Source organism: Paraburkholderia phytofirmans PsJN, assembly GCF_000020125.1.
GTDB lineage: Bacteria > Pseudomonadota > Gammaproteobacteria > Burkholderiales > Burkholderiaceae > Paraburkholderia > Paraburkholderia phytofirmans.
Window position 1 is genome coordinate 3,977,330 of the sequence record NC_010681.1, and the last position, 23,317, is coordinate 4,000,646.

The 23,317-nt window shown below is 62.2% G+C and carries 28 protein-coding genes and 1 tRNA gene; 5 read left to right on the plus strand and 24 right to left on the minus strand.

The window, feature by feature from the left end; all coding sequences use genetic code 11:
- Positions 1-156 precede the first annotated feature (156 nt).
- A complete protein-coding gene (locus BPHYT_RS17565) occupies positions 157-1,440 on the minus strand; it encodes an MFS transporter (protein WP_012434482.1) in 1,284 nt (427 codons plus the stop codon).
- 155 nt (positions 1,441-1,595) lie between these two features.
- Between BPHYT_RS17565 and BPHYT_RS17570 the strand changes: the two genes are divergently transcribed.
- Together BPHYT_RS17570 and BPHYT_RS17575 are read left to right on the plus strand one after the other, a co-directional pair.
- Positions 1,596-2,231, plus strand: a complete 636-nt coding sequence (locus BPHYT_RS17570) for a TetR/AcrR family transcriptional regulator (protein ID WP_012434483.1) — start codon at positions 1,596-1,598, stop codon at positions 2,229-2,231.
- 119 nt (positions 2,232-2,350) lie between these two features.
- Entirely contained in the window at positions 2,351-2,905 is a 555-nt protein-coding gene (locus BPHYT_RS17575; RefSeq protein ID WP_041759044.1) for a DUF1415 domain-containing protein, read from the plus strand.
- Between the two features lie 45 nt (positions 2,906-2,950).
- Here BPHYT_RS17575 and BPHYT_RS17580 read toward each other — a convergent pair whose 3' ends face one another.
- Positions 2,951-3,793 (minus strand): class I SAM-dependent methyltransferase, encoded by an 843-nt coding sequence (locus BPHYT_RS17580; RefSeq protein ID WP_012434485.1) that lies wholly within the window; start codon positions 3,791-3,793, stop codon positions 2,951-2,953.
- 382 nt (positions 3,794-4,175) lie between these two features.
- On the opposite strand from BPHYT_RS17580, the gene BPHYT_RS17585 reads away from it, so the two are divergent.
- Positions 4,176-4,496, plus strand: coding sequence for a type II toxin-antitoxin system HicA family toxin (locus BPHYT_RS17585; RefSeq protein ID WP_012434486.1), 321 nt, complete (start codon positions 4,176-4,178; stop codon positions 4,494-4,496).
- Between the two features lie 89 nt (positions 4,497-4,585).
- Here BPHYT_RS17585 and BPHYT_RS17590 read toward each other — a convergent pair whose 3' ends face one another.
- Positions 4,586-4,795: a DUF1059 domain-containing protein gene (locus BPHYT_RS17590; protein WP_012434487.1), complete on the minus strand. Its 210-nt coding sequence runs from the start codon at positions 4,793-4,795 to the stop codon at positions 4,586-4,588.
- Between the two features lie 381 nt (positions 4,796-5,176).
- On the opposite strand from BPHYT_RS17590, the gene BPHYT_RS17595 reads away from it, so the two are divergent.
- A complete protein-coding gene (locus tag BPHYT_RS17595) occupies positions 5,177-6,442 on the plus strand; it encodes a TIGR03862 family flavoprotein (RefSeq protein WP_012434488.1) in 1,266 nt (421 codons plus the stop codon).
- Between the two features lie 50 nt (positions 6,443-6,492).
- Here BPHYT_RS17595 and BPHYT_RS17600 read toward each other — a convergent pair whose 3' ends face one another.
- The 8 genes from BPHYT_RS17600 to BPHYT_RS17635 all read right to left on the minus strand — a co-directional run bounded on the left by BPHYT_RS17600 (position 6,493) and on the right by BPHYT_RS17635 (position 13,171).
- Entirely contained in the window at positions 6,493-7,617 is a 1,125-nt protein-coding gene (locus tag BPHYT_RS17600) for a methyltransferase (protein ID WP_012434489.1), read from the minus strand.
- Between the two features lie 393 nt (positions 7,618-8,010).
- Positions 8,011-8,086, minus strand: a tRNA-Thr gene (locus BPHYT_RS17605).
- Positions 8,087-8,105: 19 nt separating this feature from the next.
- Positions 8,106-8,615, minus strand: coding sequence for a ClpXP protease specificity-enhancing factor (locus BPHYT_RS17610; RefSeq protein WP_012434490.1), 510 nt, complete (start codon positions 8,613-8,615; stop codon positions 8,106-8,108).
- Positions 8,616-8,685: 70 nt separating this feature from the next.
- Positions 8,686-9,297, minus strand: coding sequence for a glutathione S-transferase N-terminal domain-containing protein (locus BPHYT_RS17615; protein ID WP_006052302.1), 612 nt, complete (start codon positions 9,295-9,297; stop codon positions 8,686-8,688).
- Positions 9,298-9,392: 95 nt separating this feature from the next.
- A complete protein-coding gene (locus tag BPHYT_RS17620; RefSeq protein WP_012434491.1) occupies positions 9,393-10,148 on the minus strand; it encodes a cytochrome c1 in 756 nt (251 codons plus the stop codon).
- A 21-nt stretch (positions 10,149-10,169) separates the two neighbouring features.
- Positions 10,170-11,549, minus strand: a complete 1,380-nt coding sequence (locus BPHYT_RS17625; RefSeq protein ID WP_012434492.1) for a cytochrome b — start codon at positions 11,547-11,549, stop codon at positions 10,170-10,172.
- Positions 11,549-12,169: a ubiquinol-cytochrome c reductase iron-sulfur subunit gene (gene petA, locus BPHYT_RS17630; RefSeq protein WP_012434493.1), complete on the minus strand. Its 621-nt coding sequence runs from the start codon at positions 12,167-12,169 to the stop codon at positions 11,549-11,551. Before petA ends, BPHYT_RS17625 begins: the two co-directional genes overlap by 1 nt.
- 255 nt (positions 12,170-12,424) lie before the next feature.
- Positions 12,425-13,171 carry a Nif3-like dinuclear metal center hexameric protein gene (locus BPHYT_RS17635; protein WP_012434494.1) on the minus strand — a complete coding sequence of 249 codons (747 nt, stop codon included), beginning with the start codon at positions 13,169-13,171 and terminating at the stop codon, positions 12,425-12,427.
- Between the two features lie 19 nt (positions 13,172-13,190).
- Here BPHYT_RS17635 and BPHYT_RS17640 point away from each other — a divergent pair, with 19 nt between their 5' ends.
- Positions 13,191-14,414, plus strand: coding sequence for a Do family serine endopeptidase (locus BPHYT_RS17640; protein ID WP_012434495.1), 1,224 nt, complete (start codon positions 13,191-13,193; stop codon positions 14,412-14,414).
- 135 nt (positions 14,415-14,549) lie between these two features.
- Here the strand turns inward: BPHYT_RS17640 and tatC are convergent, their stop codons facing one another.
- The 13 genes from tatC to hisC form a co-directional block, all read right to left on the minus strand.
- Positions 14,550-15,329 (minus strand): twin-arginine translocase subunit TatC, encoded by a 780-nt coding sequence (gene tatC / locus BPHYT_RS17645; RefSeq protein ID WP_012434496.1) that lies wholly within the window; start codon positions 15,327-15,329, stop codon positions 14,550-14,552.
- 34 nt (positions 15,330-15,363) lie between these two features.
- A complete protein-coding gene (tatB, locus tag BPHYT_RS17650; protein WP_012434497.1) occupies positions 15,364-15,882 on the minus strand; it encodes a Sec-independent protein translocase protein TatB in 519 nt (172 codons plus the stop codon).
- Positions 15,883-15,921: 39 nt separating this feature from the next.
- A complete protein-coding gene (tatA, locus tag BPHYT_RS17655; RefSeq protein ID WP_012434498.1) occupies positions 15,922-16,161 on the minus strand; it encodes a Sec-independent protein translocase subunit TatA in 240 nt (79 codons plus the stop codon).
- Positions 16,162-16,398: 237 nt separating this feature from the next.
- Positions 16,399-16,764, minus strand: coding sequence for a histidine triad nucleotide-binding protein (locus tag BPHYT_RS17660; protein WP_012434499.1), 366 nt, complete (start codon positions 16,762-16,764; stop codon positions 16,399-16,401).
- Between the two features lie 81 nt (positions 16,765-16,845).
- A complete protein-coding gene (locus BPHYT_RS17665) occupies positions 16,846-17,241 on the minus strand; it encodes a DUF4870 family protein (protein WP_012434500.1) in 396 nt (131 codons plus the stop codon).
- A gap of 94 nt (positions 17,242-17,335) precedes the next feature.
- Positions 17,336-17,731: a phosphoribosyl-ATP diphosphatase gene (locus BPHYT_RS17670; RefSeq protein ID WP_012434501.1), complete on the minus strand. Its 396-nt coding sequence runs from the start codon at positions 17,729-17,731 to the stop codon at positions 17,336-17,338.
- Complete coding sequence (hisI, locus tag BPHYT_RS17675) at positions 17,728-18,138, minus strand: phosphoribosyl-AMP cyclohydrolase (protein ID WP_012434502.1); 411 nt, start codon at positions 18,136-18,138, stop codon at positions 17,728-17,730. Before hisI ends, BPHYT_RS17670 begins: the two co-directional genes overlap by 4 nt.
- Position 18,139: 1 nt before the next feature.
- Positions 18,140-18,913 (minus strand): imidazole glycerol phosphate synthase subunit HisF, encoded by a 774-nt coding sequence (hisF, locus tag BPHYT_RS17680; RefSeq protein WP_012434503.1) that lies wholly within the window; start codon positions 18,911-18,913, stop codon positions 18,140-18,142.
- Between the two features lie 237 nt (positions 18,914-19,150).
- A complete protein-coding gene (gene hisA, locus BPHYT_RS17685; RefSeq protein ID WP_012434504.1) occupies positions 19,151-19,903 on the minus strand; it encodes a 1-(5-phosphoribosyl)-5-[(5-phosphoribosylamino)methylideneamino]imidazole-4-carboxamide isomerase in 753 nt (250 codons plus the stop codon).
- A 229-nt stretch (positions 19,904-20,132) separates the two neighbouring features.
- Positions 20,133-20,774, minus strand: a complete 642-nt coding sequence (gene hisH, locus BPHYT_RS17690; RefSeq protein ID WP_012434505.1) for an imidazole glycerol phosphate synthase subunit HisH — start codon at positions 20,772-20,774, stop codon at positions 20,133-20,135.
- Positions 20,771-21,391, minus strand: coding sequence for a MarC family protein (locus BPHYT_RS17695; RefSeq protein ID WP_012434506.1), 621 nt, complete (start codon positions 21,389-21,391; stop codon positions 20,771-20,773). The genes hisH and BPHYT_RS17695 overlap by 4 nt, the downstream gene beginning before the upstream one ends.
- Before the next feature lie 79 nt (positions 21,392-21,470).
- Positions 21,471-22,058: an imidazoleglycerol-phosphate dehydratase HisB gene (gene hisB, locus BPHYT_RS17700; RefSeq protein ID WP_012434507.1), complete on the minus strand. Its 588-nt coding sequence runs from the start codon at positions 22,056-22,058 to the stop codon at positions 21,471-21,473.
- 113 nt (positions 22,059-22,171) lie between these two features.
- Positions 22,172-23,242, minus strand: coding sequence for a histidinol-phosphate transaminase (gene hisC, locus BPHYT_RS17705; RefSeq protein WP_012434508.1), 1,071 nt, complete (start codon positions 23,240-23,242; stop codon positions 22,172-22,174).
- Positions 23,243-23,317: the final 75 nt, after the last annotated feature.

The following is a 23,317-nucleotide window of genomic DNA, read 5'->3' on the forward strand; positions in this document are numbered from 1 at the left end:
GGCGCGCGTGCGCCTACAAGCGAGCAGTTTGTTTTGCGCCGCCCGCAATAGCGAACGGCCCCTTGCGGGGCCGTCGTTGTCGCGATGCCCGAATCGCCGGGCGCGGTTTCAAACCGGTGCAGTTTCCGGCATCGCGCCGGTCGAGTGCGTGCGGTTTTATGCCGCCTGCGGTTCCGGCACTTTGGCGGGCCGGTTGATCCGCAATACGATCACCGCCGCCACGAGGCACAAGCCGCCGGAAATCATCGACGCCACCGTGTACGTGCCGAGGCTCGCGCGCAGCATACCCGCGCCGAGTGCCGCAAACGCCGCACCGAGCTGATGGCCGGCGACGACCCAGCCGAACACCACCGGCGCCGATTCCTTGCCGTAGACGTCGGTGGCCAGACGCACGGTCGGCGGCACGGTCGCGATCCAGTCGAGTCCGTAGAACACGGCGAACAGCGGCAGCCCGAAGAAGTCGATGCCGAACGCATGCGGCAGATACATCAGCGACAAACCGCGCAGACCGTAGTACCAGAACAGCAGCACGCGGCTATTGAAGCGGTCCGACAACCAGCCGGAGAGCGTCGTGCCGAACAGGTCGAAGATGCCCATCGCGGCGAGCAGCGAAGCGCCCTGCACTTCCGTCATGCCGTAGTCGCCGCACATCGCGATCAGGTGGGTGCCGACATAGCCGTTGGTACTCGCGCCGCAGATAAAGAAGCTGAAGAACAGCAGCCAGAAATCGCGCGTCTTGCTCGCCATGGCCAGTGTGCCGAAGGCGATCGCCAACGGATTCTGTTTGGTGACGGTGCTGTTGATGGGCGAATCGTGCGGTTCGCCGTACGGGCGCAGCTTCATGTCGGCCGGGCGCTCGGGCAGCAAAAACGCAACCAGCGGAATCACGATCGCGGCCGCAATGGCGACGACCCACACCACTTGCCGCCAGCCATGGTGCTCGGCGATGGCAGCGAGCATCGGCAGAAACACGAGTTGGCCGGTTGCCGAACTCGCCGTGAGAATGCCCATGACGAGCCCGCGCCGCGTGGTGAACCAGCGCGTCACCACCGTCGCCGACAACGACAGCGCCGCGACCCCCGTCGAGCCACCGACCATCACGCCCCAGATGAGCACCATTTGCCAAGGGTGCGTCATCAGCGAAGATAGCGCGACGCCCAGCGCCATCGTCCCGAGCGCGGCCAGCAGCGTGGGGCGTACACCGAAACGTTGCATCGCCGCGGCCGCGAACGGTCCCATCAGACCGTACAGCGCAATGTTCACGGAGATCGCGAGAGAAATCGTTGCGCGGCTCCAGCCGAACTGATGCTCGAGCGGCAGCATCATCACGCTCGGCGTGGCGCGCGTGCCGGCCGCCGCCAGCAGTACCAGAAACACCACCGCGACGGTCAACCAGCCGTAGTGGAAACGTCCGCCAATCAGTCTTGCTGCCCAGTTCATCGGTTCTCCAATCGAGGCCTGCTCCGCAGGTGCCGCCGCCAATATTGTTACGCGTTCGGTAAAGGACTTGTGACAGATCAGTCACAATAGGTGTTGCGATCTTAGTTACTGCTCGGTAACATGTCAAGGCGTCAATTGAGTTCAGGTAGCCATTCATGTCCGACAGTCAAACCTCAAAGCCGGCCTCTGCGCGCCGCACGCGCAACGCGCAGACCGCCGGCCCGCAGGCGCAACAGCACTTGCTGCGCGCCGCGGACGAGCTGTTCTATCGCGAGGGCGTGCGAGCCGTCGGCGTGGACGCGGTGGTCGAGCGCGCCGGCGTGAACAAGATGAGTTTGTACCGGCAGTTTTCGTCGAAAGACGAGCTTGTCATGGCTTACCTGGAGCGTAAGGACGAGCAGTTCTTCAGCTATGTGGAGCGCAGCTTCGCCAAACATCCGGGCGAGCCGGCCCGGCAGCTTCGGCAATATTTCGACGACCTCGCGGTGCGCGCGTCTGTCGACGATTATCGCGGCTGCCCTTTCGTGAATGTGTCGGTGGAGTTTCCGGAGACGGCGCATCCGGCGCGGCAGTTCGTGTTTCGCAACAAGGCGCGCCTGATGGCGCGGCTCACGGAACTGACCACGGCAGCGGGCGCCGATGATCCGGTAGCGCTCGCCAATGCGCTGGGTCTGATGATCGAAGGCGTGTATGCGGCCAGCCAGACGTATGGGCCCGGATGCGGGCCCATTCTAGCCGCGCCCAAAGTCGCCGCACAGTTGATCGCCGCGGCGTGCGGCGCGGCAGCATAGGCGACGGCGTCGGCCGCAGCTGATTGAATTTTCTGCTTCGACGTTCTGTTTGAGCTAGGCCCGAATCGACTACGGTTCACCCCGTTAAAATGGCGCTTTATCTCCCTGCGCCGCCCGCCATGTCGTTGTCCGCCGAATCCCACGATGCCGTTGTCGCCGCTACTCGTTACTGGTTGACCGAGGCTGTGATCGGCCTCAATCTTTGCCCGTTCGCGAAGGCAGTCCACGTGAAGGAACAGATTCGCTACGCCGTCAGCGATGCCGTGGACATGGAAGGCGTACTGACCGATCTGGAAACCGAGCTTCAGACGCTCGTCGCCGCCGACCCCGACGCCGTGGATACGACGCTGTTAATCGTGCCGCAGGCGCTCGGCGATTTTCTGGACTACAACGATTGCCTGTTTTTCGCCGAACGCATGCTCAAGCAGCTTCGGCTCGAAGGCGTCGTTCAGATCGCGAGCTTCCATCCCTTTTACCAGTTCGAAGGCAGCGAGCCCGACGATATCGAGAACTACACGAATCGCGCGCCGTATCCGATTTTGCATCTGCTGCGCGAGGACAGCATCGAACGCGCGGTTCAGGCTTTCCCCGACGCTGAAGAGATTTACGAACGCAATCAGGAGACGCTGCGGCGAATCGGGCTGGCCGGCTGGAATGCGTTGATGAAACGGTAATTCACGCAACGGACCCGCCACCAGCGGCCGCGCGACGTCGCCGGATCAGGCCGAAACAAAAAACCGTTCTTTCAGCTCCTCGATCCCGAGCGTTTCCATCACCTCGTTCAAGCGCTCGGCCGGCCGGCGCCGCGGCAAATCCTTGTACTGGGCGATGATGAGTTCATTCTTCATGGAATGCTCCCAACCCACCAGCTCGGTCACGCTGACCTGATATCCGTGCGCTTCGAGTTGCAAACAGCGCAGCACATTCGTGATCTGGCTCCCGAACTCCCGCGTGTGCAGCGGATGCCGCCAGATCTCCGTGAGGGCGTTGCCGAGAGATTTGCCCTTGTTCTGCCGCAACACCCCCGCCACCTCCGCCTGACAGCACGGCACGACCACGATGTACTTCGCCTTCTTTTCGAGCGCGAAGCGCAGGGCGTCGTCGGTCGCTGTATTGCAGGCGTGCAGTGCGGTGACGATGTCGATCCGGGCCGGCAAGCGGTCCGACGTGATCGAGTCCGCCACCGACAGATTCAGAAACGACATGCCCGTGAATCCCAGCCGGCCAGCGAGCTCTTCGGACTTCGCGACGAGCTCCTCACGCGTCTCAATGCCGTATATGTGTGACGCACCGCCCGCTTCTGCCTGAAACTCCTTGAAGAAAAGGTCATACAGGATAAAACCTAGATAAGACTTGCCCGCGCCGTGGTCGACGAGGGTCACGGCGCCCTGCTCGTTCCTGAGGTCTTTAAGCAGCGGCTCGATGAACTGGAACAGGTGATAGACCTGTTTCAGCTTGCGGCGGCTGTCCTGGTTCATCTTGCCGTCGCGCGTCAGGATGTGAAGCTCCTTCAACAACTCGACGGATTGATTGGGGCGAATTTCGTGCGTTTTGCTGGACATCGGGGGAAACCGCCAATAATTGCAGCGCGAACGTGCGACAGGTGACGGAAAAAGGGAAAAGTTGCTGCCAGTTTACCCAAAGTGCGGCTTGCTGACCGAAGGAGCCGCGCAAAGCATGTCAGAAAGGGGATAAAACTGGAACATTTCCTGCTCTAAAAGCGTCACGCGGAAGGTTCCAGAAAGGCGCAAGAGCAGCTTGCGTAACGGCCAGGCCCATGGCGCCGGCCGTGCCGCCTATAACAATGGGCTGCGGCCGTGGCTTTCACCACGCGAACCGAATGCATGTGGGGAGGACGGTCCGGAACACGGGCCGAACGTTACGTAACCAGCAGCGCGCCGAGACGTCAAGCGGACGCGCGCTCGGAAAATAGAAGAGGCGGCAATGGATACGGTACCCAACGGAAACGTCGAACAGAAATTTCAGGAAATGCTGGCGAAACTCATCGCCACCCCGGCGTGGTCCGAGAAGCAGCAACTCGAGCTCGAGATGGCCCGCGATATCTCGACGGAAATGCTCCGTCTGGCCGAAGTCATGCGCGACGGCAGCGTAGACATGGAAACTTGCCTGACCATGCTCAAGTACGCCAAGGTGCTCGACTTCGTCATGACTACGCTTGCTTCGCGGCGCGATATCAAGCCGCAAACGCTGCGGGTCATCTTCAAGCTCGCCGGGTTGAAGGTGGACGAGGCGTACCCCGGCTAGGACGTAGTTCGACGATGCTGCGACCCGCGCGGGCGGCAAGACGCCGTTCGCGCGGGTCGTTCGTTCTGTAGATCCCCCAAGACAGCAGCTTACGCGCGCGGCGCGTCGACCGGCGGCGTGCCGTCGTGAAAGAGCGTCTTGAGTTGCGAGCGCAATTCCGGCGAATCCGTATGCTTGTGCACCGTGACCGCGTGTTGCACGGCGGCGTCGAGCAATTCGCTCTCGCTGTCGGCAGACAGGGCGACGGTGCAGTTCATTTCGCTCGGAAACTCGCGGCAATCGATATATTTGCGGGACATGGCAGTCTCCTTGGTTCAGAGGACGTTCAGACATCCACGCAGGCAGCAGACGCGCGGACCACATCGCCGGCCGTGACACGGCGGCTCCGATCGCGCGGAGAGCACCGGGTGGCGGGGAAGGCGGCGGAGTTGGTCTGACGCAAGGAAGACGCGCGGCGTCCGATGGAAGGTGTCTGAAAAGTATAGGTCGCGTGGTCGCATAACACAGCAGCGGATGCGAGCCGGGTGTATGCGAGCCCGCCTGAACCCAGCCGTTTTCCGCCTGCCGGCCCGCTCGCGCGTTTGCCCTGTGCTGCCCAGGGGTGTGAAAATAGCGCCCTTCGCGCCGCAGATCATCCAAACCGTCGGCGCGCCGCCACTTCCGCTCTTCCGCAGGCCCGCATGTCATCCTCACTCCGTTCCGCCCGCGTCGCCGTGATCGGCGGCGGCCCCGCCGGCTTGATGGCCGCCGAGGCGCTCGCGCAGCAAGGCATGCAGGTCGACGTCTATGACGCCATGCCGTCGGTCGGCCGCAAGTTTCTGATGGCGGGCAAAGGCGGCATGAACATCACGCATTCGGAGCCGCTCGAGCCGTTTCTCGGCCGTTACGGCGCGCGCCGCGAGCAGATCGCGCCGCTCGTGCGAACCTTCGATCCCGACGCCTTGCGCGCGTGGCTGCATGGGTTGGGCGTGGAGACATTCGTCGGCAGCTCGGGGCGCGTTTTCCCGGCGGATATGAAAGCCGCGCCGATGCTGCGTGCGTGGCTGCATAGACTGCGCGAAGCGGGCGTGCGGTTTCACATGCGCCACAAGTGGTGCGGCTGGGACACCGAAGCCGGCCATGGCGTCGCGCATACGCTCCGTTTCGCGACGCCCGACGGCGAGCAAGCTGTCACCTTCGACGCCGCGGTATTCGCGCTCGGCGGCGCAAGCTGGCCGCGCCTCGGTTCGGACGCCGCGTGGGTCCCGCTGATAGCGTCGCGCGATGTGCCCATCGCGCCCCTCCGGCCAGCGAACTGCGGCTTCGACGCGGACTGGAGCCCCTATCTGCGCGAGCGTTTCGCGGGTCAACCGGTCAAGCCGGTGGCCATCACGCTGACCGATGTAGACAATAAAGTCCACAATCGACAAGGTGAAATACTTTTGACCGAAACGGGCCTCGAAGGCAGCTTGATCTATGCTTTGTCGGCCGCCGTTCGGGAGCGGATTCTGGCTGACGGCGACGTCACGATCACGCTCGATCTGGCGCCAGGCCTGGCTTTGGAGCGGGTCGTCGCCGAGGTCACGCGACCGCGAGGTTCGCGTTCGATGTCGAGCCACTTGCACGGTCGGATCGGCATTAGTGGGGTAAAACTGGCTCTGTTGCACGAGATTCTGTCGAAAGAAGCCTTCGCCGACGCCTACGGTCTCGCGCACGCCATCAAGGCGCTGCCGGTGCGGCTCACGCGCGCCCGGCCGATCGCGGAAGCGATCAGCACCGCCGGCGGCATTCCCTTCGAGGCGCTCGACGAGCATTTGATGATCGAGCGCCTGCCCGGCATCTTCTGCGCGGGCGAAATGCTCGACTGGGAAGCGCCCACGGGCGGCTACCTGCTCACCGCCTGCTTTGCCAGCGGCCTCGCGGCAGGGCGCGGGGCGGCGGCGTATGTCCGCGGCGCTTCGACCTGACGCGCCGATTACCGCTCTCGCTGTTAAGGGAGCGGCATGCGTCTCACCGCTTAGCGCGCCTTCAAACGCCAGAGCGACGTCACTTCGGCCATGCGCGCCGTGTGCAGCGCATCGGTTTCATCGGTCGACTTGGGGTGGCGCGGACGAATGTCCTCGCGACCCGCCACTGTCAGCCCCGCCTTGTCGATGGCGGCCAGCAGCCAGTCGCGCGTGCGCAAGCCAAGATGCTCCGCGAAATCGGACATGATCAGCCAGCCTTCCCCACCCGGCGACAGATGCTCCGCCAGCCCGTTCAGGAAACCGAGCAGCATGCGGCTTTCCGGATCGTAGATCGCGTACTCGATCGGCGAAGCGGGCCTTGCCGGCACCCACGGCGGATTGCTCACCACGAGCGGCGCGCGGCCTTCGGGAAACAAATCGGCCTGCACGACGTCGACCTGCTGGTCGTAACCGAGACGCGTGAGGTTTTCGCGCGCGCAAGCGAGCGCGCGCGGATCCTGATCGGTAGCGACGATTTTCTTCACGCCGCGTTTGGCGAGCAGCGCCGAGAGCACGCCCGTGCCCGTGCCGATATCGAACGCCTTGTTCAGCGAAGGCAGCGGCGTGCTCGCGACGAGGTCCACATATTCGCCGCGTACCGGCGAGAACACGCCGTAATGCGGATGAATCCGTTCGCCCAACGCGGGAATCTCGACGCCCTTCCTGCGCCACTCGTGCGCGCCGATCATGCCAAGCAGTTCACGCAGCGACACGACGGACGGCTCGTCGGTCGGCGGTCCGTAGGTTTCGATGCAGGCTTGCTGGACATCGGGCGCGCGGCGCAGCGGAATACCGTAAGCGGAGTCCAGCGGAATCAGGATCATGCCGAGCGTGCGCGCGCGTTGCGACTGCGCCTGCCGATGCAGGTTGAATGCGTCGAGCGGCGTTTCGCCCTGCTTGCGCGGTTTGCGCTCCAGTCGGCGCGTCACCGCTTGCAGCAACTGGCGAGCGTTCTGGAAGTCGCCGTTCCACAACAGCGCCGTCCCTTCGCACGCCAGTCGGTAGGCGGAATCTGCGGTGGTGCGGTCGTCCGCGACGATGACGCGCTTGGGCGGCGGCACGGCTGCTTCGGAGCGCCAACGCGCGGAGCGGGGGCCGTCGGCTTCGGGCCAGGTGATGGTTGCGGGGCTGGTCATGGTGAGGTGGGATCGGTGTTGCGGGAGCGACGCGCTGAGAAGCCGCGTCATCGGGGGCGTTGCCCGCCGGAGTACTTAGAAGCGTTGCCGACTGACGCCCGAATAGTACCTCTGTCGTTCGGGTTCGCGGTGCGCTATTCGCCGGTGGAACGGATGAAGCGCGCTATCTGCCGGCCTCGACCATGAACTTTGTAGACTTAAAAGTCCACAATCGACAAGGTGAAAGAGATATGGTGATTTTGGACCGTTTCGCGGCTCACCGACGTTTCATGAAGCCGGTCCTTTTTGCAGGCGGAAGCGCCGTGCAGCGGCACGAACACGGCGTCTTATCGATAAGCACGCACCAAGAAAAAACGGGGTTTCTGATTGAACAGAAACCCCGTTTAGTACAACTGGTGCCGGCTGCAGGACTCGAACCCGCCACCTCATGATTACAAGTCAAGCGCTCTACCTGATGAGCTAAGCCGGCATGAGGCCGTGATTCTACTTCATTTTACGATCTTGAGGCGAGCCCTTCCGCCGCCTTTCGATCCATCGTCGTCAGGTTGCGGGCCGGACGTCTCGCTATCCGCTTTGGCGGTGGCGGCCTCCGTAGCCGGCGCCGTTTCAACCGCGCGTGGCGCGGGCGCTTCGGTTTCGTCCGCAACTTCTGCGTCGGCGCCTGAATCCTGCGCTTCGCCGCCCGTCGACTCGACCGGGAACGCCATGCCCTGGCCGTTCTCGCGCGCATAGATCGCGAGAATATTGGCGATGGGCACCTCGATCTTGTGCGACTTGCCGGAGAAACGCGCACTAAACTCGATCCACTCGTTGCCCATCTGCAGCTGGCTGGTCGCCTCGAAGCTGATGTTCAACACGATTTCGTTGTCGCGCACGAATTGACGCGGCACGCGCGTCTGATTGTCGACCCGGACCGCGATGTGCGGCGTATAGCCATTGTCCGTGCACCACTCATAGAGCGCGCGCAGCAGGTAAGGCTTGGTGGAAATCTCTTGCATCAACTGTCCTCTTACCGGGCGCGGGCCCGCGCTCGGCCAGCCGCGCGGCGCCCTCGCCCCAAAGCCACACTCAACGACGCATCACCTTTTCCGAAGGCGTCAGCGCTTCGATATAAGCCGGGCGGCTGAAAATGCGCTCGGCGTACTTCATCAGCGGCGCGGCGTTCTTCGACAGTTCGATGCCGTAGTGATCCAGACGCCACAGCAACGGTGCGATCGCGACGTCGAGCATCGAGAACTCTTCGCCGAGCATGTACTTGTTCTTCAGGAAGATCGGCGCGAGTTGCGTCAGACGATCGCGGATCGCCAGACGGGCTTTCTCGTGATTCTTCTCCGCAGCCTTGCCCTTTTCGTTTTCGAGCGTGCCGACGTGAACGAACAGCTCTTTCTCGAAGTTCAGCAGGAACAGGCGGGCGCGGGCACGCTGCACCGGATCGGCCGGCATGAGTTGCGGGTGCGGGAAGCGCTCGTCGATATATTCGTTGATGATGTTCGATTCGTACAGAATCAGGTCCCGTTCGACGAGAATCGGCACCTGACCATACGGATTCATCACGGCGATGTCTTCCGGCTTGTTAAACAGGTCGACGTCGCGGATCTCGAAGTCCATGCCCTTTTCGAACAACACCAGCCGGCAGCGCTGGGAGAACGGGCAAGTTGTGCCGGAATACAGAACCATCATGTTTACGTTTCCTCAAAAAGCTGAAAGGCCAGCGCGCGGAAAAACCGTCCAACAGGTTTTTCCTGGCGCCGGCCCCACGCCGGGTGACGGCGTGATTATTTGATATGTTTCCAGTACGCGGCGTTCAATCGCCAGGCGAAAAAGCTCAGGATACCGAGGAACATCAGCACCCACACGCCAAGCTGCTTGCGGGTTTTCTGAGTCGGTTCGGACATCCATGACAGGTACGACACGAGGTCGGCCACAGCAGAATCATAATCTACCGGCGACATCGTCCCCGGAGTGACCTGCTGGAAGCCCACGAATTTGTGTACCGTCTCGCCAGTTTTTTCGTCGGTTTCATCCCCGAACTTCGCGGTACGTTCGCCCTGAAGCTGCCACAGCACGTGAGGCATGCTCACGTTTTCATACACCAGATTGTTCCAGCCGGTCGGCCGCGTATTGTCGCGATAAAAAGTGCGCAAATACGTGTACAGCCAGTCCTTGCCGCGCGCCCGCGCTTCCACCGACAAATCCGGCGGACTCGCGCCGAACCACGCTTTCGCGTCGTCCGGGCGCATGGCCACGGTCATGGTGTTGCCGACTTTGTCCGTGGTGAACAGCAAGTTCGCCTGAATTTCGTTCGGCGTAATGCCGATGTCGGTCAGGCGGTTGTAGCGCATCAGGTTCGCGCTGTGGCAATTCAGGCAGTAGTTTACAAACAATCGCGCGCCGTGCTGCAAGGAAGCGAAATTCTCCGCGTTATCCGGCGCGCGGTCGAGAGGGAAATTCTCGTCCGCGTAAGCCGGGGCGGCCAGCACCGCGAGCAGTGTCGCGCCGATCAGCGCGCACTTCGTAAGCAGTTTTTTCATTCGTGTTCTCCTGGCTCGCGATTAGTGAGGCTTGAACCGCACCCGCTCGGGCGGCTGCTTGAACGTGCCAAGCCGCGTCCAGAACGGCATACCGAGGAAAAACGCGAAGTAGATCAGCGCACAAACCTGCGCGATCAGCGTGGCGGTCGGCGACGGCGGTTTAGTGCCGAGGAAGGCCAGCGTCAGGAACACGAGCACGAAGATCCCGTAGAACACCTTGTGAAAAAACGGCCGGTAACGGATCGACTTGACCGGCGACCGGTCGAGCCAAGGCAGGAAGAACAGCGACACCACCGCACTGCCCATCACCACCACGCCCCAGAACTTCGATTCGGTGAACGCCATCGCCAAAATCACCAGCACAGCGAGCACCGGCAGGCCGAGTTTCCATTTTCCGCGGGCGCGCACCAGCGCGAGCAGGCCGAGCAACCCGATTATCACCATCAGCACGATCTTGAACGGATCCGTCGTGGCGCGCAGCATCGCGTAGAACGCCGTGAAATACCACACCGGCGCAATTTCAGGCGGCGTTTGCAGCGGATTGGCCGGCACGAAGTTGTTCGCTTCGAGGAAATACCCGCCCATCTCCGGCGCGAAGAAAATGATCGCCGCGAAGATCAGCAGGAACACCGACACGCCCATGAAATCGTGCACCGAGTAGTACGGATGGAACGGAATGCCATCGATCGGAATGCCGTCCGGATCCTTCTTCGCCTTGATCTCGATGCCGTCCGGGTTGTTCGATCCCACTTCGTGCAGCGCGACCAGGTGAGCGACCACCAGCCCGATCAGCACCAGCGGAATCGCGATCACGTGGAACGCGAAGAAGCGGTTCAGCGTGACGTCCGAGACCACGTAGTCGCCGCGAATCCACAGCGACAGGTCCGGCCCGATAAACGGAATCGCTGAGAACAGGTTGACGATCACCTGCGCGCCCCAGAACGACATTTGCCCCCAAGGCAGCAGATAGCCGAAAAACGCTTCAGCCATCAGACACAGGAAAATCGCGCAGCCGAAAATCCACACCAGTTCGCGCGGCTTGCGGTACGAGCCGTACATCAGCCCACGGAACATATGCAGATAGACGACGACGAAAAACATCGACGCGCCCGTGGAGTGCATATAGCGGATCAGCCAGCCCCACGGCACCTCGCGCATGATGTACTCGACCGACGAAAACGCGAGCGTCGCGTCGGGCTTGTAGTTCATGGTGAGGAAGATACCGGTGACGATCTGGTTGACCAGCACCAGCAGGGCAAGCGAACCGAAGAAGTACCAGAAGTTGAAGTTCTTCGGCGCGTAGTACTCGGAAACGTGCTTCTTCCACGTGGAAGTCAGCGGAAAGCGCCGGTCGATCCAGCCGACCAGCCCGGTCGTCTCTACTTCGTGTTCGATCGCCATTACGCTTCTCCTTTCTCGTCCTTGCCGATCACGAGGCCGGTGGCCGAGGTGAACATGTAAGGCGGGATGTCGAGGTTCTGCGGCGCAGGTTTGTTCTTGAAGACGCGGCCGGCCATGTCATAGGTCGAGCCGTGGCAAGGGCACAGGAAGCCGCCTGGCCAGTCGTCCGGAAGATTGGGCTGCGCGCCCTCCTGGAAGCGCGGTGTCGGCGTACAGCCCAGATGGGTGCACACGGCGACGGCGACGAAAAGGTTCTTGTGGTCGGTGCGTGAACGGAACTCGTTGTTGCAGTACTCCGGCAACGGCATCGAAAAAGGATTCTTGGTGTGGGGATCCGCTACTTCGTTATCGGCTTTCTGGACATCGGCGAGCATACGGTCGGTGCGGTTGATGATCCACACCGGCTTACCACGCCAGGCAACGGTCTTCATGTCGCCGGGCTTGAGGTCACTGATATCGACTTCGACCGGGGCACCTGCTGCCTTGGCCTTTTCAGATGGTGCAAACGAACTAACAAAGGGTACGACAGTGGCAACGCCTCCAATGCCACCTGCTACGGTCGTCGCTATCAGCCAGGTACGGCGGCTGCCGTCGACGCGTTCATCTTCCTTGTCTCGCATCACACGCCCCACTTCTGAGTTGGATTTTTCCTTCACGTCTCTTCTACCGCCGCTAGTTTGCGCGAATGGAGTCGCCATTTACAAGGCCCGATTGCCAAAAACCGTGCGAAGCCTTTGATAAATCAGGGTTTCTCCGTACTAATCGCAAACCGTTTTGCACCTCCTTTTAAGTGCCCTCTCCGTTATTCCTGCCTTTTGCTTCGCTAATGCGTTTTGGGTCGCTCTTGTGATTTGCGTCGCTCTTGCGATTGCGATTCAAACGGGATTGGGGATATCGATAAAGAGGTGTTCGATATCGAACTGCTCTGAGAGATGCTTGCCCACCGCCTGCACGCCGAAGCGCTCGGTGGCATGATGGCCCGCCGCGAGAAACGCCACGCCGCTTTCCGCCGATGTGTGCATCACCGACTCCGACACTTCGCCGGTCAGATAGACGTCGGCGCCCGCGTCGATGGCCGCGTCGAACATGCCTTGCGCGGCGCCCGTGCACCAGCCCACGCGGCGCAGTTCGCGGTCCGCGTCGCCGAATACGAGCGGCGTGCGACCGAGCGTCTGCTCGACTTGCGCGGTGAAGTGCGCGAGCGTGATCGGCATGGGAAACGTGGCGAGCCAGCCGAGGTCGTTCTCGCCGAAGCGGGCGTCGCTGATCCAGCCCATCTTGTGGCCGATCTGCGCGTTGTTGCCGAACTCGGGATGGTCGTCGAGCGGCAGGTGATAGGCGAACAGGTTCAGGTCGTTGGCGATCAGCAGCTTGAGCCGCGCGTGTTTGCGGCCGGTGATCTGCGGCGCCTCGTTGCGCCAGAAGTAGCCGTGATGAACCAGCACGGCATCCGCGCCCCAGTCGAGCGCGGCCTCCAGAAAGGCCGCCGAAGCGGTCACGCCGGTCGCAAGCTTATTGATCTTGCGACGCCCTTCGACCTGCAATCCATTAGGGCAATAGTCCTTGAAGCGCGCGGTTTCAAGGAGATTGTTCAAGTACAATTCAAGTTCGATCCGATCCATATAAACCTCTAGTCTTCAGATGCTTAGACGCTTTTGGCTGTTCTTTGCCCAAGCGGTGACCGTGCTGTTGGCGCTCATGTTCATCATTGCGACCCTCAAACCGCAGTGGCTCCAGCGTCAAGGGCAATTCGGCAAGCAACTCGCCGAACCGATCGTCGCGCTGCGGGAAGTAGCGCCAGGCATCGGGAGCGGCCCAGCTCAGGCGTCGTACGCGGACGCCGCGCAAAAGGCCATGCCCGCGGTCGTCAATGTGTTTTCCAGCAAGGATGGCTCACTGCCGCCCGACCCGCGCGCGAAAGATCCGCTATTCCGCTACTTCTTCGGCGACAAGAACCGCAAGCAGCAGGAACAGCCCGCGTCCAATCTGGGCTCTGGCGTGATAGTGAGTTCGGAAGGTTACATTCTAACGAACCAGCACGTCGTGGACGGTGCCGATCAGATCGAAATCGCGCTTGCCGACGGCCGCACCACGAATGCCAAGGTGATCGGCATCGATCCGGAAACCGATCTGGCCGTGCTCAAGGTCAACATGACCAACCTGCCCACCATCACACTCGGCCGCATGGACCAGACGCGTGTGGGCGACGTGGTGCTTGCCATCGGCAATCCGTTCGGCGTCGGCCAGACGGTGACCATGGGCATTGTCAGCGCGCTCGGGCGCAATCACCTCGGCATCAACACGTTCGAAAACTTCATTCAGACCGACGCGGCCATCAACCCGGGCAACTCGGGTGGCGCGCTGGTCGACGTGAACGGCAACCTGCTCGGCATCAACACCGCCATCTATTCGCGCTCGGGCGGCTCGCTCGGCATCGGCTTCGCGATTCCCGTTTCGACAGCGAGGAGCGTGCTGGAGAGCATCATCACCACGGGTTCGGTCACGCGCGGCTGGATCGGCGTCGAACCGCAGGACGTTACGCCGGAGATCGCCGAATCGTTCGGGCTGGAGCAGAAGTCGGGCGCGATTGTCGCGGGCGTGCTGAAGAACGGCCCGGCGGACCGTGCGGGCATCAAACCGGGCGACATTCTCGTGAGCGTGAACGGCCAGGAAATTACCGACACCACGCGTCTGCTGAATGTGATCGCGCAGATCAAGCCGGGCACGGCCGCGAAGGTGCATCTGGTGCGCAAGAGCCGCGAGATGGATCTGGATGTCACCATCGGCAAACGCCCGCCTCCGCCGAAGCAACCAGCCGAAGACAATGGCGGCGGCAGCGGCGATCAGGACGACGACGGCGGTTGACCTTAGCGAAAGGCAAACTGAAGTCAGCGTCCCTCAATAATCAAGCACAAGCCAGGCGCCACGGGCCAAACAAAAAGGGCAGTCCACCATGGACTGCCCTTTTTGCTTGCGTGAGTTCGCCGAATCGCTAAACCATCATTCCGACGGGCTCGCGTCTTCGATCACCACCGGCTGCTTGCCGACGATCAACCGCGCCGCAATGATCCCCGCCTCGTACAGCACGATCAGCGGAATCGCCAGAATCAGCTGCGAGAACACGTCCGGCGGCGTGACCACGGCGGAAATCACAAACGCGCCGACGATCACATACGGACGAATCTCCTTGAGCTTCTTGAGCGTCACCACGTTCATGCGCACCAGCAGCACCACGACGATCGGCACCTCGAACGTCACGCCGAACGCAATGAACATGGTCAGCACGAAGCTCAGGTAATTGTCGATGTCCGTGGTCATCTCCGCGCCGAGCGGCGCGTTGTAGTGCGCCATCACGCGGAAAATGGTCGGGAACACCACGAAATACGCGAACGCCATGCCGCACAGGAACAGCGTGTAGCTGCTGCCCACCAGCGGCCCGACCAGTTTCTTCTCGTGCTGGTAAAGACCCGGCGCGACGAACGCCCAGATCTGGTAAAGCACGATCGGCAGCGCGATCACGAAGGCCACCAGCATAGTCACCTTCATCGGCACGAAGAACGAGCCGGTGACGTCGGTGACGATCATCTTGCCGTCCTTCGGCAGGTTCTGCATCAAAGGCCGCGCCAGCAACCGGAAGATATCCGGCGCCCAATACACGAGTCCGACGAACACCACGACGACGGCAAGGCCGGCGCGAATGATACGGTCGCGCAATTCAACGAGGTGGGAAATGAAGGTCTCTTCAGTGCCTTCGTCCTGGGTTTGCTGGGGGTCGCTCACGCCGGCCCTCGGTTAGAGATTGTCGTTCTGATCATCAGAAGAACCGCGTCGGACGACGCATGCTGGTCGGCGTATGCCGCGCCACGCGCGCAGCGCCCGACTGCACACGCGTGCGGCGCGTGGTCGCGCGCTTGTACCACGTGGGCATGGCCGTCTGCTTGACGCGCCAGTTCTTGCGTTTGGCGGCCGCGGCGGGCGTGCTGCCCGACCACGAGGTGTTGCCCACATCTTCGAGCGCGCCACCGGCAATGCTCGGCGACACCGACGAGCCGCTGTTCCACGCGTCGTTCAGTTCGGACTCGTGCTTGCGCAGGTTGTCCTGAACGGAGGTTTGGACATTGGTCGCGGCGGCCTCGAACTCGCTTTTCATCCGACGCAATTCGTCGAGTTCGATTTCGCGCGTGACTTCGGCCTTCACGTCGTTGATATACCGCTGTGCGCGGCCGAACAACGCGCCGGCCGTGCGGGCGACGCGTGGCAGGCGCTCAGGCCCGAGTACGACCAGCGCGACGACGCCGATCAGCGCCATCTTGGTTAGACCGAGGTCCAGCATGAAGTGGAATGTCCGTCAGTAACGCGGGTAAGCCGCGGCTTAGCGGTAATCGCCCGAACGCGGCGTCTTTTCCTTTGCTTCCACGTCTACGGCGCCGTTGCGCGGCAGTTCGCGCTGCTGCGCTTCGGCTGCCGGCGCGTCGGCTTCCTTCATGCCTTCCTTGAAGCCTTTCACCGCGCCGCCCAGATCGCCGCCGATATTGCGCAGCTTCTTCGTGCCGAACACGAGCGCCACGATCAACAACACGATCAGCCAATGCCAAATACTTAATGAACCCATGACTACTCTCCTTAACCCCGATACCGCACCGGATGCGGCGGTACTCGGGCGCCTTGCGGCGTGAATCGAAGCGCGTACGCTTCATCTATACGTTACCGCGAGCTTCTCTGCTGCAACCCGCGACACGGAATGTCATTGTGACCAGACGATCGCGTCGGCGTCGTTACAATGCGGCAAAAACAACGGCCGCGCTATTGTCCGTGACCAAAACTCACTAAACACACTTGCACTGCGGCGTCACCCCATGCGCTGCCAGGGGCGCGGTCCCGCGAGAATGTGCGCGTGCAGGTGATACACCTCCTGGCCGCCGCCCGGACCGGTATTGATTACCGTGCGAAAACCCGTTTCGCCGCCGGTGTACGCCACGCCCAGCTGATCGGCTAAACGCGCCACCAAGACCAGCATTCTACCAAGCAGCGGTGCATCGCTTTCGGTGCAGTTCGACAGCGTGGCGATGTGCTTGCGCGGAATCACCAGCACATGCGTCTCCGCAGCCGGACGAATGTCGCGGAAGGCGACGAACTCGTCGTCTTCGTGGACTTTGGTCGACGGGATTTCGCCGGCAGCGATCTTGCAGAAAAGGCAGTTCGGGTCGTGGCTCATCGTATTCCTGACACAGTATGGCTGAAGCGCGAAGCCCACGCGGCGCGATTCACGTCAGGCCCGGCAACCGTCGGACGAAACTCAGAACCAGCCACGCGGATTCGCGAGCGGCTTGTTATCGTACAGATACAGCCAGCCCTTGATAATACGGTACAACATCCAGATGCTCACGGCCCACAGAACGGGAATGCCGATCACCACGAACAGCAGCACACCGCCGATCGCGTAGCCCAGCAAGGCCATCCAGAAGGAGCGGATCTGCCACTCGAAATGGGCCTCGTACGGCGTGCCGACCACATCGGGCCGCTTTACGTAGTTGATGATGATCGCGATCAGGATCGTCAGGCCGCCCGTCAGCCAGTGGACCGCATACAGCGCGTACAGCACGTGGGTAAGCGTACGCAGGCTGCGCTCGCGCTCAGGTTCGAGAGCATTGCGATAGACCGGCGGCGGATAGCTCTCGTGCGACTGTTCCATGCTTGCGTCCTCCCAAGGATGCGATCAGATGCGTTCAGTGCGATATGGGCGCCGGTGCTCTCCACTTCAAGACGCGAGCGCGGACCCACTACGATCAGTCGCCGTTCTGTTCGCGGTCGCGGCTCTTGCGCAGCGCCTTTTCCTCGATACCCGACATGCCTTCGCGGCGCTCCAGTTCGGCGAGCACGTCCGCCGGGCTGAGGTCGAAGTGCGACAGCATCACGAGGCAGTGAAACCACAGGTCCGCGACTTCGCCGACCAGCGCCTTCGGCGCGCCGCCGTGGCGTGCGTCCTTGGCGGCCAGCACGACTTCGGTGGCTTCTTCGCCGATCTTCTTCAGCACCGCGTCGTCGCCCTTGTGGAACAGGCGCGACACATACGACACGTCTGGATCGCCGCCCTTGCGGCTGTCGATGATCGCCGCGAGGCGCATCAGCGTATCGGTCGTGGAGGCGGAGTCGGACGACGTGGTTTGCGTGGATTGCGTCATTTGTAAATGTGTTCGGGGTCTTTCAGCACGGGATCGACGGCGACCCAGTCGCCATCGTCCACCGAGCCTTCGAATTTCTGGAAGAAGCACGAGTGGCGGCCGGTGTGGCAGGCAATGCCCGACACCTGCTCCACTTTGAGCAAGACGACGTCTTCGTCGCAATCGAGCCGCACTTCGTGCACATGCTGCACGTGGCCGGACTCTTCGCCCTTGAACCACAGGCGCTGGCGCGATCGCGAAAAATACACCGCGCGATTGGTTTCGATGGTCTTGGCCAAGGCTTCGCGGTTCATCCAGGCGAACATGAGCACGTCGTTCGTCGACGCCTCCTGCGCGATTACGGGCACGAGGCCGTTCGCGTCCCACTTGACCTTGTCGAGCCAGTTGACTGCCGATGGATTCACCACGTCACAACCTCACCGAAATGCCCTGATCGGCCATGAAGCGCTTGGCCTCGCCCACGGTGTGTTCGCCGTAGTGGAAGATGCTCGCGGCGAGCACCGCGTCCGCGTGGCCGTTTTTGATGCCGTCGGCCAAATGTTGCAGGTTGCCCACGCCGCCCGAAGCGATCACCGGAATCGGCACCGCATCGGACACGGCGCGCGTAAGCGCGAGGTCGAAGCCGCTCTTGGTGCCGTCGCGGTCCATGCTGGTGAGCAGGATTTCGCCGGCGCCGAGTTCGGCCATCTTGCGCGCCCATTCGACCGCTTCCAGCCCGGTGGCCTTGCGGCCGCCATGCGTGAAGACTTCCCAGCGCGGCGGCTCGCCGTCCGCGGAGACGCGCTTTGCGTCGATCGCGACGACGATGCACTGCGAGCCGTATTTGTCCGTGGCGTCTTTCACGAGTTGCGGATTCGCCACCGCCGACGAGTTCATGCTGATCTTGTCCGCGCCCGCGTTCAGCAGACGCCGCACGTCTTCGACGGCGCGCACGCCGCCGCCGACCGTCAGCGGAATGAACACTTGCGACGCGACCGCTTCGATGATCGGCAGGATCAGATCGCGCTGATCCGAGGTCGCGGTGATGTCGAGGAAGGTGAGTTCGTCGGCGCCCTGATCGTCGTAGCGGCGGGCGATTTCAACCGGGTCGCCCGCATCGCGCAGTTCGACGAAGTTGACGCCCTTGACCACGCGGCCAGCCGTGACGTCGAGACAGGGAATGATGCGTTTAGCTAGAGCCATGATCTTGCAATTCTGCCAATACCGCTGATGAGGCCGCTCGCTTTGGGACTTCGACGAGCGGCGCAAGGTCGGCGCGGCGCGGTCGCGCTGCGCCGCCGGTGAGTCGCACGCGGGCGGCCTCAGGCGCTCTGCCGGTGCATGACCGCGTCCGTTTCGGCTGCCGGCGATTCGTTCACCGCGCCGCCGGCCGCAAACGCGAGACGCGGGCGGCGAGCCTGAAGGCTCGCCACAGCAAGCTTAGGCGTCGTCCGATTCGCGCAGCCGGTCCGCGAGGGTTTGCGCGGCCGCGAAGTCGAGATCGCCCGAGTAGATCGCCCGGCCGCAGATCACACCTTCAATGCCTTCGTCTTCGACTTCGCACAGCGATTCGATGTCGGTGAGGTTGGACAAGCCGCCGCTTGCGATCACCGGAATCTTCACTGCGCGCGCGAGGCGCACCGTCGCTTCGATGTTGATGCCCTGAAGCATGCCGTCGCGGCCGATGTCGGTGTAGATGATCGACTCGCAGCCGTAGTCCTCGAACTTGCGCGCGAGATCGGCCACTTCGTGGCCGGTCAGCTTGCTCCAGCCGTCGGTCGCCACCTTGCCGTCTTTCGCATCCAGTCCGACGATGATATGGCCGCCGAACGCCGTGCAGGCGTCCTGCAGAAAGCCGGGGTTCTTCACTGCCGCCGTGCCGATGATCACGTACGACAAACCGTCGTCCAGATAGCGCTCGATCGTATTCAGGTCGCGAATGCCGCCGCCCAGTTGCACGGGAATCTCGCCGCCCACCTCCTCGATGATCGCGCGAATCGCGTCTTCATTCTTCGGCTTGCCGGCGAACGCGCCATTCAGGTCGACGAGGTGGAGACGCCGGGCACCGCGATCGACCCAATGTCGGGCCATCGCCGCCGGTTCCTCGGAAAATATCGTCGCCTGGTCCATATCGCCTTGTTTGAGGCGTACACACTGACCGTCTTTCAGGTCGATGGCGGGAATCAGCAGCATAGCAATCGGGTGTTGTCTGGGAAGGGGTTGAAGGTCGGCGGCAGCGTCTGGTGGGTCAGCCCGCAATGGGCCAGCCCGCTGGGACGCCGTTTCGCTAGTTTAGTACAACTCTTTCGACGCCCTTGCGCGGCGTCGTGAGGCAGCGAAAGCATGGTATTGCGATTGCGGTGCGCGACATAAGCTCCGCTTGTGGCGGAGCGATGCAGGACAACAGGATGAACAAAGGCGCTCACGGGTTCCAGTGCACGAAGTTTCGATACACGCGCAACCCCGCTTCGGCGCTCTTTTCCGGGTGGAATTGGGTCGCGAAGATGTTATCCCGCGCCACCGCCGAGGTAAAGGGAACACCGTACACCGTTTCGCCCGAGGTATGGGCGACGTTGTCCGGCACCACGTAATAACTGTGCACGAAGTAGAAGAACGCGTTGTCCGCGACGCCGTCCCACAGCGGATGCGGCTGCGCCTGGCGCACACGGTTCCAGCCCATTTGCGGGACCTTGAAGCGCGAGCCGTCGTCCTGCAATTGGCCTTCCAAGTCGAAGCGCAGCACTTTGCCGGGCAACAGGCCGAGGCCAGGCGTGCCGCCCTCCGCGCTCCAGTCGAACAGCATCTGCTCGCCGACGCACACGCCCATCAGCGGCTTGCTGCGCGACGCCTCGATCACCGCGTCCTGCAGGCCGGACTCGGCCAGACTGCGCATGCAGTCGGGCATCGCGCCCTGGCCGGGCAGCACCACGCGGTCGGCCGCGCGAATCGCTTCCGGCTGGTCGACGATCGCCACGTCCGCTTCCGGCGCGGCTTTGCGCAGCGCCTGGGCCACCGAGCGCAGGTTGCCCATTCCGTAATCCACAATCGCTATCGAAGTTTTCATTTCAAGTTAGGCAGCAATGCCTTCAATCCATCGACGATGAATTCCACCGCCAGCGCCGATAACATCAAACCCATGAGCCGCGTGCCGATGTTGATACCCGTGCGACCGACCCAGCGGGCAATCGGTTCGGCGAGCCGCAGCGAAAAAAAGCAGATCGCCGCCAGCACCGCGCCGATCGCGACGAGGCTGATCCGGTCGTACCAATGCGCCGAGCCGGCCGCGTAGATGATCGTGGTGCTGATCGCGCCCGGGCCGGTCAGCAGCGGAATCGCCAATGGAACGACGGCGATGTTGTCCTTCTGCTCGGCTTCGTGGCGCTCTTCCGGCGTCGAACGGCTGTTGCCGATCTGCGCGTTCAGCATGTTGATCGCCATCAGCAGCATGATGATTCCGCCGCCCACTTCGAGCGAGCCGACCGAAATGCCGAAGAAGCTGATGATCTGCTGCCCGAGCAGCGTGGTGATCGCGATCACGCAGAACACCGAAATCGCCGCAATCCGAATGGTTCTACGCCGCTCGACATCGCTCTGATTCGCCGTCAGGCTCATGAAGAACGGGATGGCGCCGACCGGGTTGATCAACGCCAGCAGCGAAATAAACGACTTCAGAATGTCCATCGCACACCGGGCGCGAGCGCACTCGACGCTGGTCCCGGTCCTGGTAGTTGAGTTGGCCTATGAGCCGGCTAATGAACGCTTAAAGGCTGCCCTTGGTCGACGGAATCTGTCCCGCCGCACGTTCGTCCAGTTCGGTGGCCATGCGCAACGCACGCCCGAACGCCTTGAACACCGTTTCCATCTGATGGTGGGCGTTCAGGCCGCGCAGGTTGTCGATATGCAAAGTGACGCCGGCATGATTCACGAAACCGCGGAAAAACTCGATGGACAGATCGACGTCGAACGTACCGATGCGCGCACGCGTGAACGGCACATGGAATTCGAGACCCGGACGGCCCGAGAAATCGATCACGACGCGCGACAACGCTTCGTCGAGCGGCACGTAGGAATGACCGTAGCGGACGATGCCCTTACGGTCGCCGATCGCTTTCGCGACGGCCTGGCCGAGCGTGATACCGGTGTCTTCGACCGTGTGATGGTCGTCGATATGCAGGTCGCCATGCGCTTCGATTTCGAGGTCGAACAATCCATGCCGCGCGATCTGGTCGAGCATGTGGTCCAGAAACGGCACGCCGGTGGCCAGCTTTTGCTGACCGGTGCCGTCCAGATTGATCTTCACACGGATCTGCGTTTCGCTGGTGTTGCGAACGACTTCCGCAAGGCGCATGGTAATTCCTCGAATCTAGCTAGAAAGCGTCAGGTAGGTGGGATGGGAAAACGGCGGGCCACGCATACTTTCCGCAAAATGGGAAAGCGCTGCGCGGCCGTTCGGCACGCCATTCAGTTCAGCACGAGTTTCAGTCCAGCGAGCAATTGGGCGTTTTCTTCCGGCGAACCGACGGTCAACCGCACGCAATTGGCCAGCAATGGATGCATTTTACTCACGTTTTTGATCAGAACCCGCGCCGTCAGTAGCGTTTCGAACAGAACCGACGCGTCGGGCACGCGCACCAGCAGGAAATTGCCGGCGCTCGGGAACACTTCGGCGCCCGGTAATTGGGACACCGCGCGCGCGAGTTTCGTGCGTTCTTCGCGCAATTGCGCCGCTTGCGAGTCGAGTACGTCGACGTGGTCGAGCAGGAAATCGGCGGCGGCTTGCGTGAGCACGTTGGTATTGTACGGCGGCCGCACTTTGTCGAATTCGGTCAGCCAGCCGGGTTTGCCGACCAGATAGCCGAGACGGATGCCGGCAAGGCCGAGCTTGGACACCGTGCGCATCACGACGACGTTGTCGAACGCATCGGCGCGCGGCAGCCAGCTCTGTTGCGCGAACGGCTGATAAGCCTCGTCGATCACCACGAGGCTCTTATTGGCCGCGGCGATGATGCGCTCCATGTCGGCGTCGTCGTACAGCGTGCCGGTCGGGTTGTTCGGGTAGGCAAGATAGATGATCGCCGGCTGGTGCTCGGCGATCGCGGCTAGCATCGCTTCGGTGTCGAGTGTGAAATCCGCTTTCAGCGGCACGCCGATGAACTCGAGATTCGCCAGCTTCGCCGACATCTGATACATCACGAATCCCGGCACCGGCGCGAGCACCTTGGCGCCCGGCTGCGCGCACGCGACCGACACCATGCTGATGATTTCATCCGAGCCGTTGCCGAGCAGCACGTCGCAGCCGGCCGGCACTTGCATCACCCGCTTGATCTTCTCGATCAGCGCATCCGGACGCGGCGCCGGATAGCGATTCAGCGCGACGCCGGCCAGATGCTCGCCCAGATGCGCGGCCAGCACCGGCGGCAACGTGAACGGATTTTCCATCGCGTCGAGCTTGATGTAGCCCGTGGCGTCCGGAACCGGATAGCTCGTCATCGCGAGCACGTCGCGGCGGATGATGTCTTGAGGTGTCGTCATAGGTCGGTGAAGCGGGTCGCAAGGAACGCCGGCCCGGCGTTGGCGACATGCGGGCCGCCCCAGGTTGTCTGTATT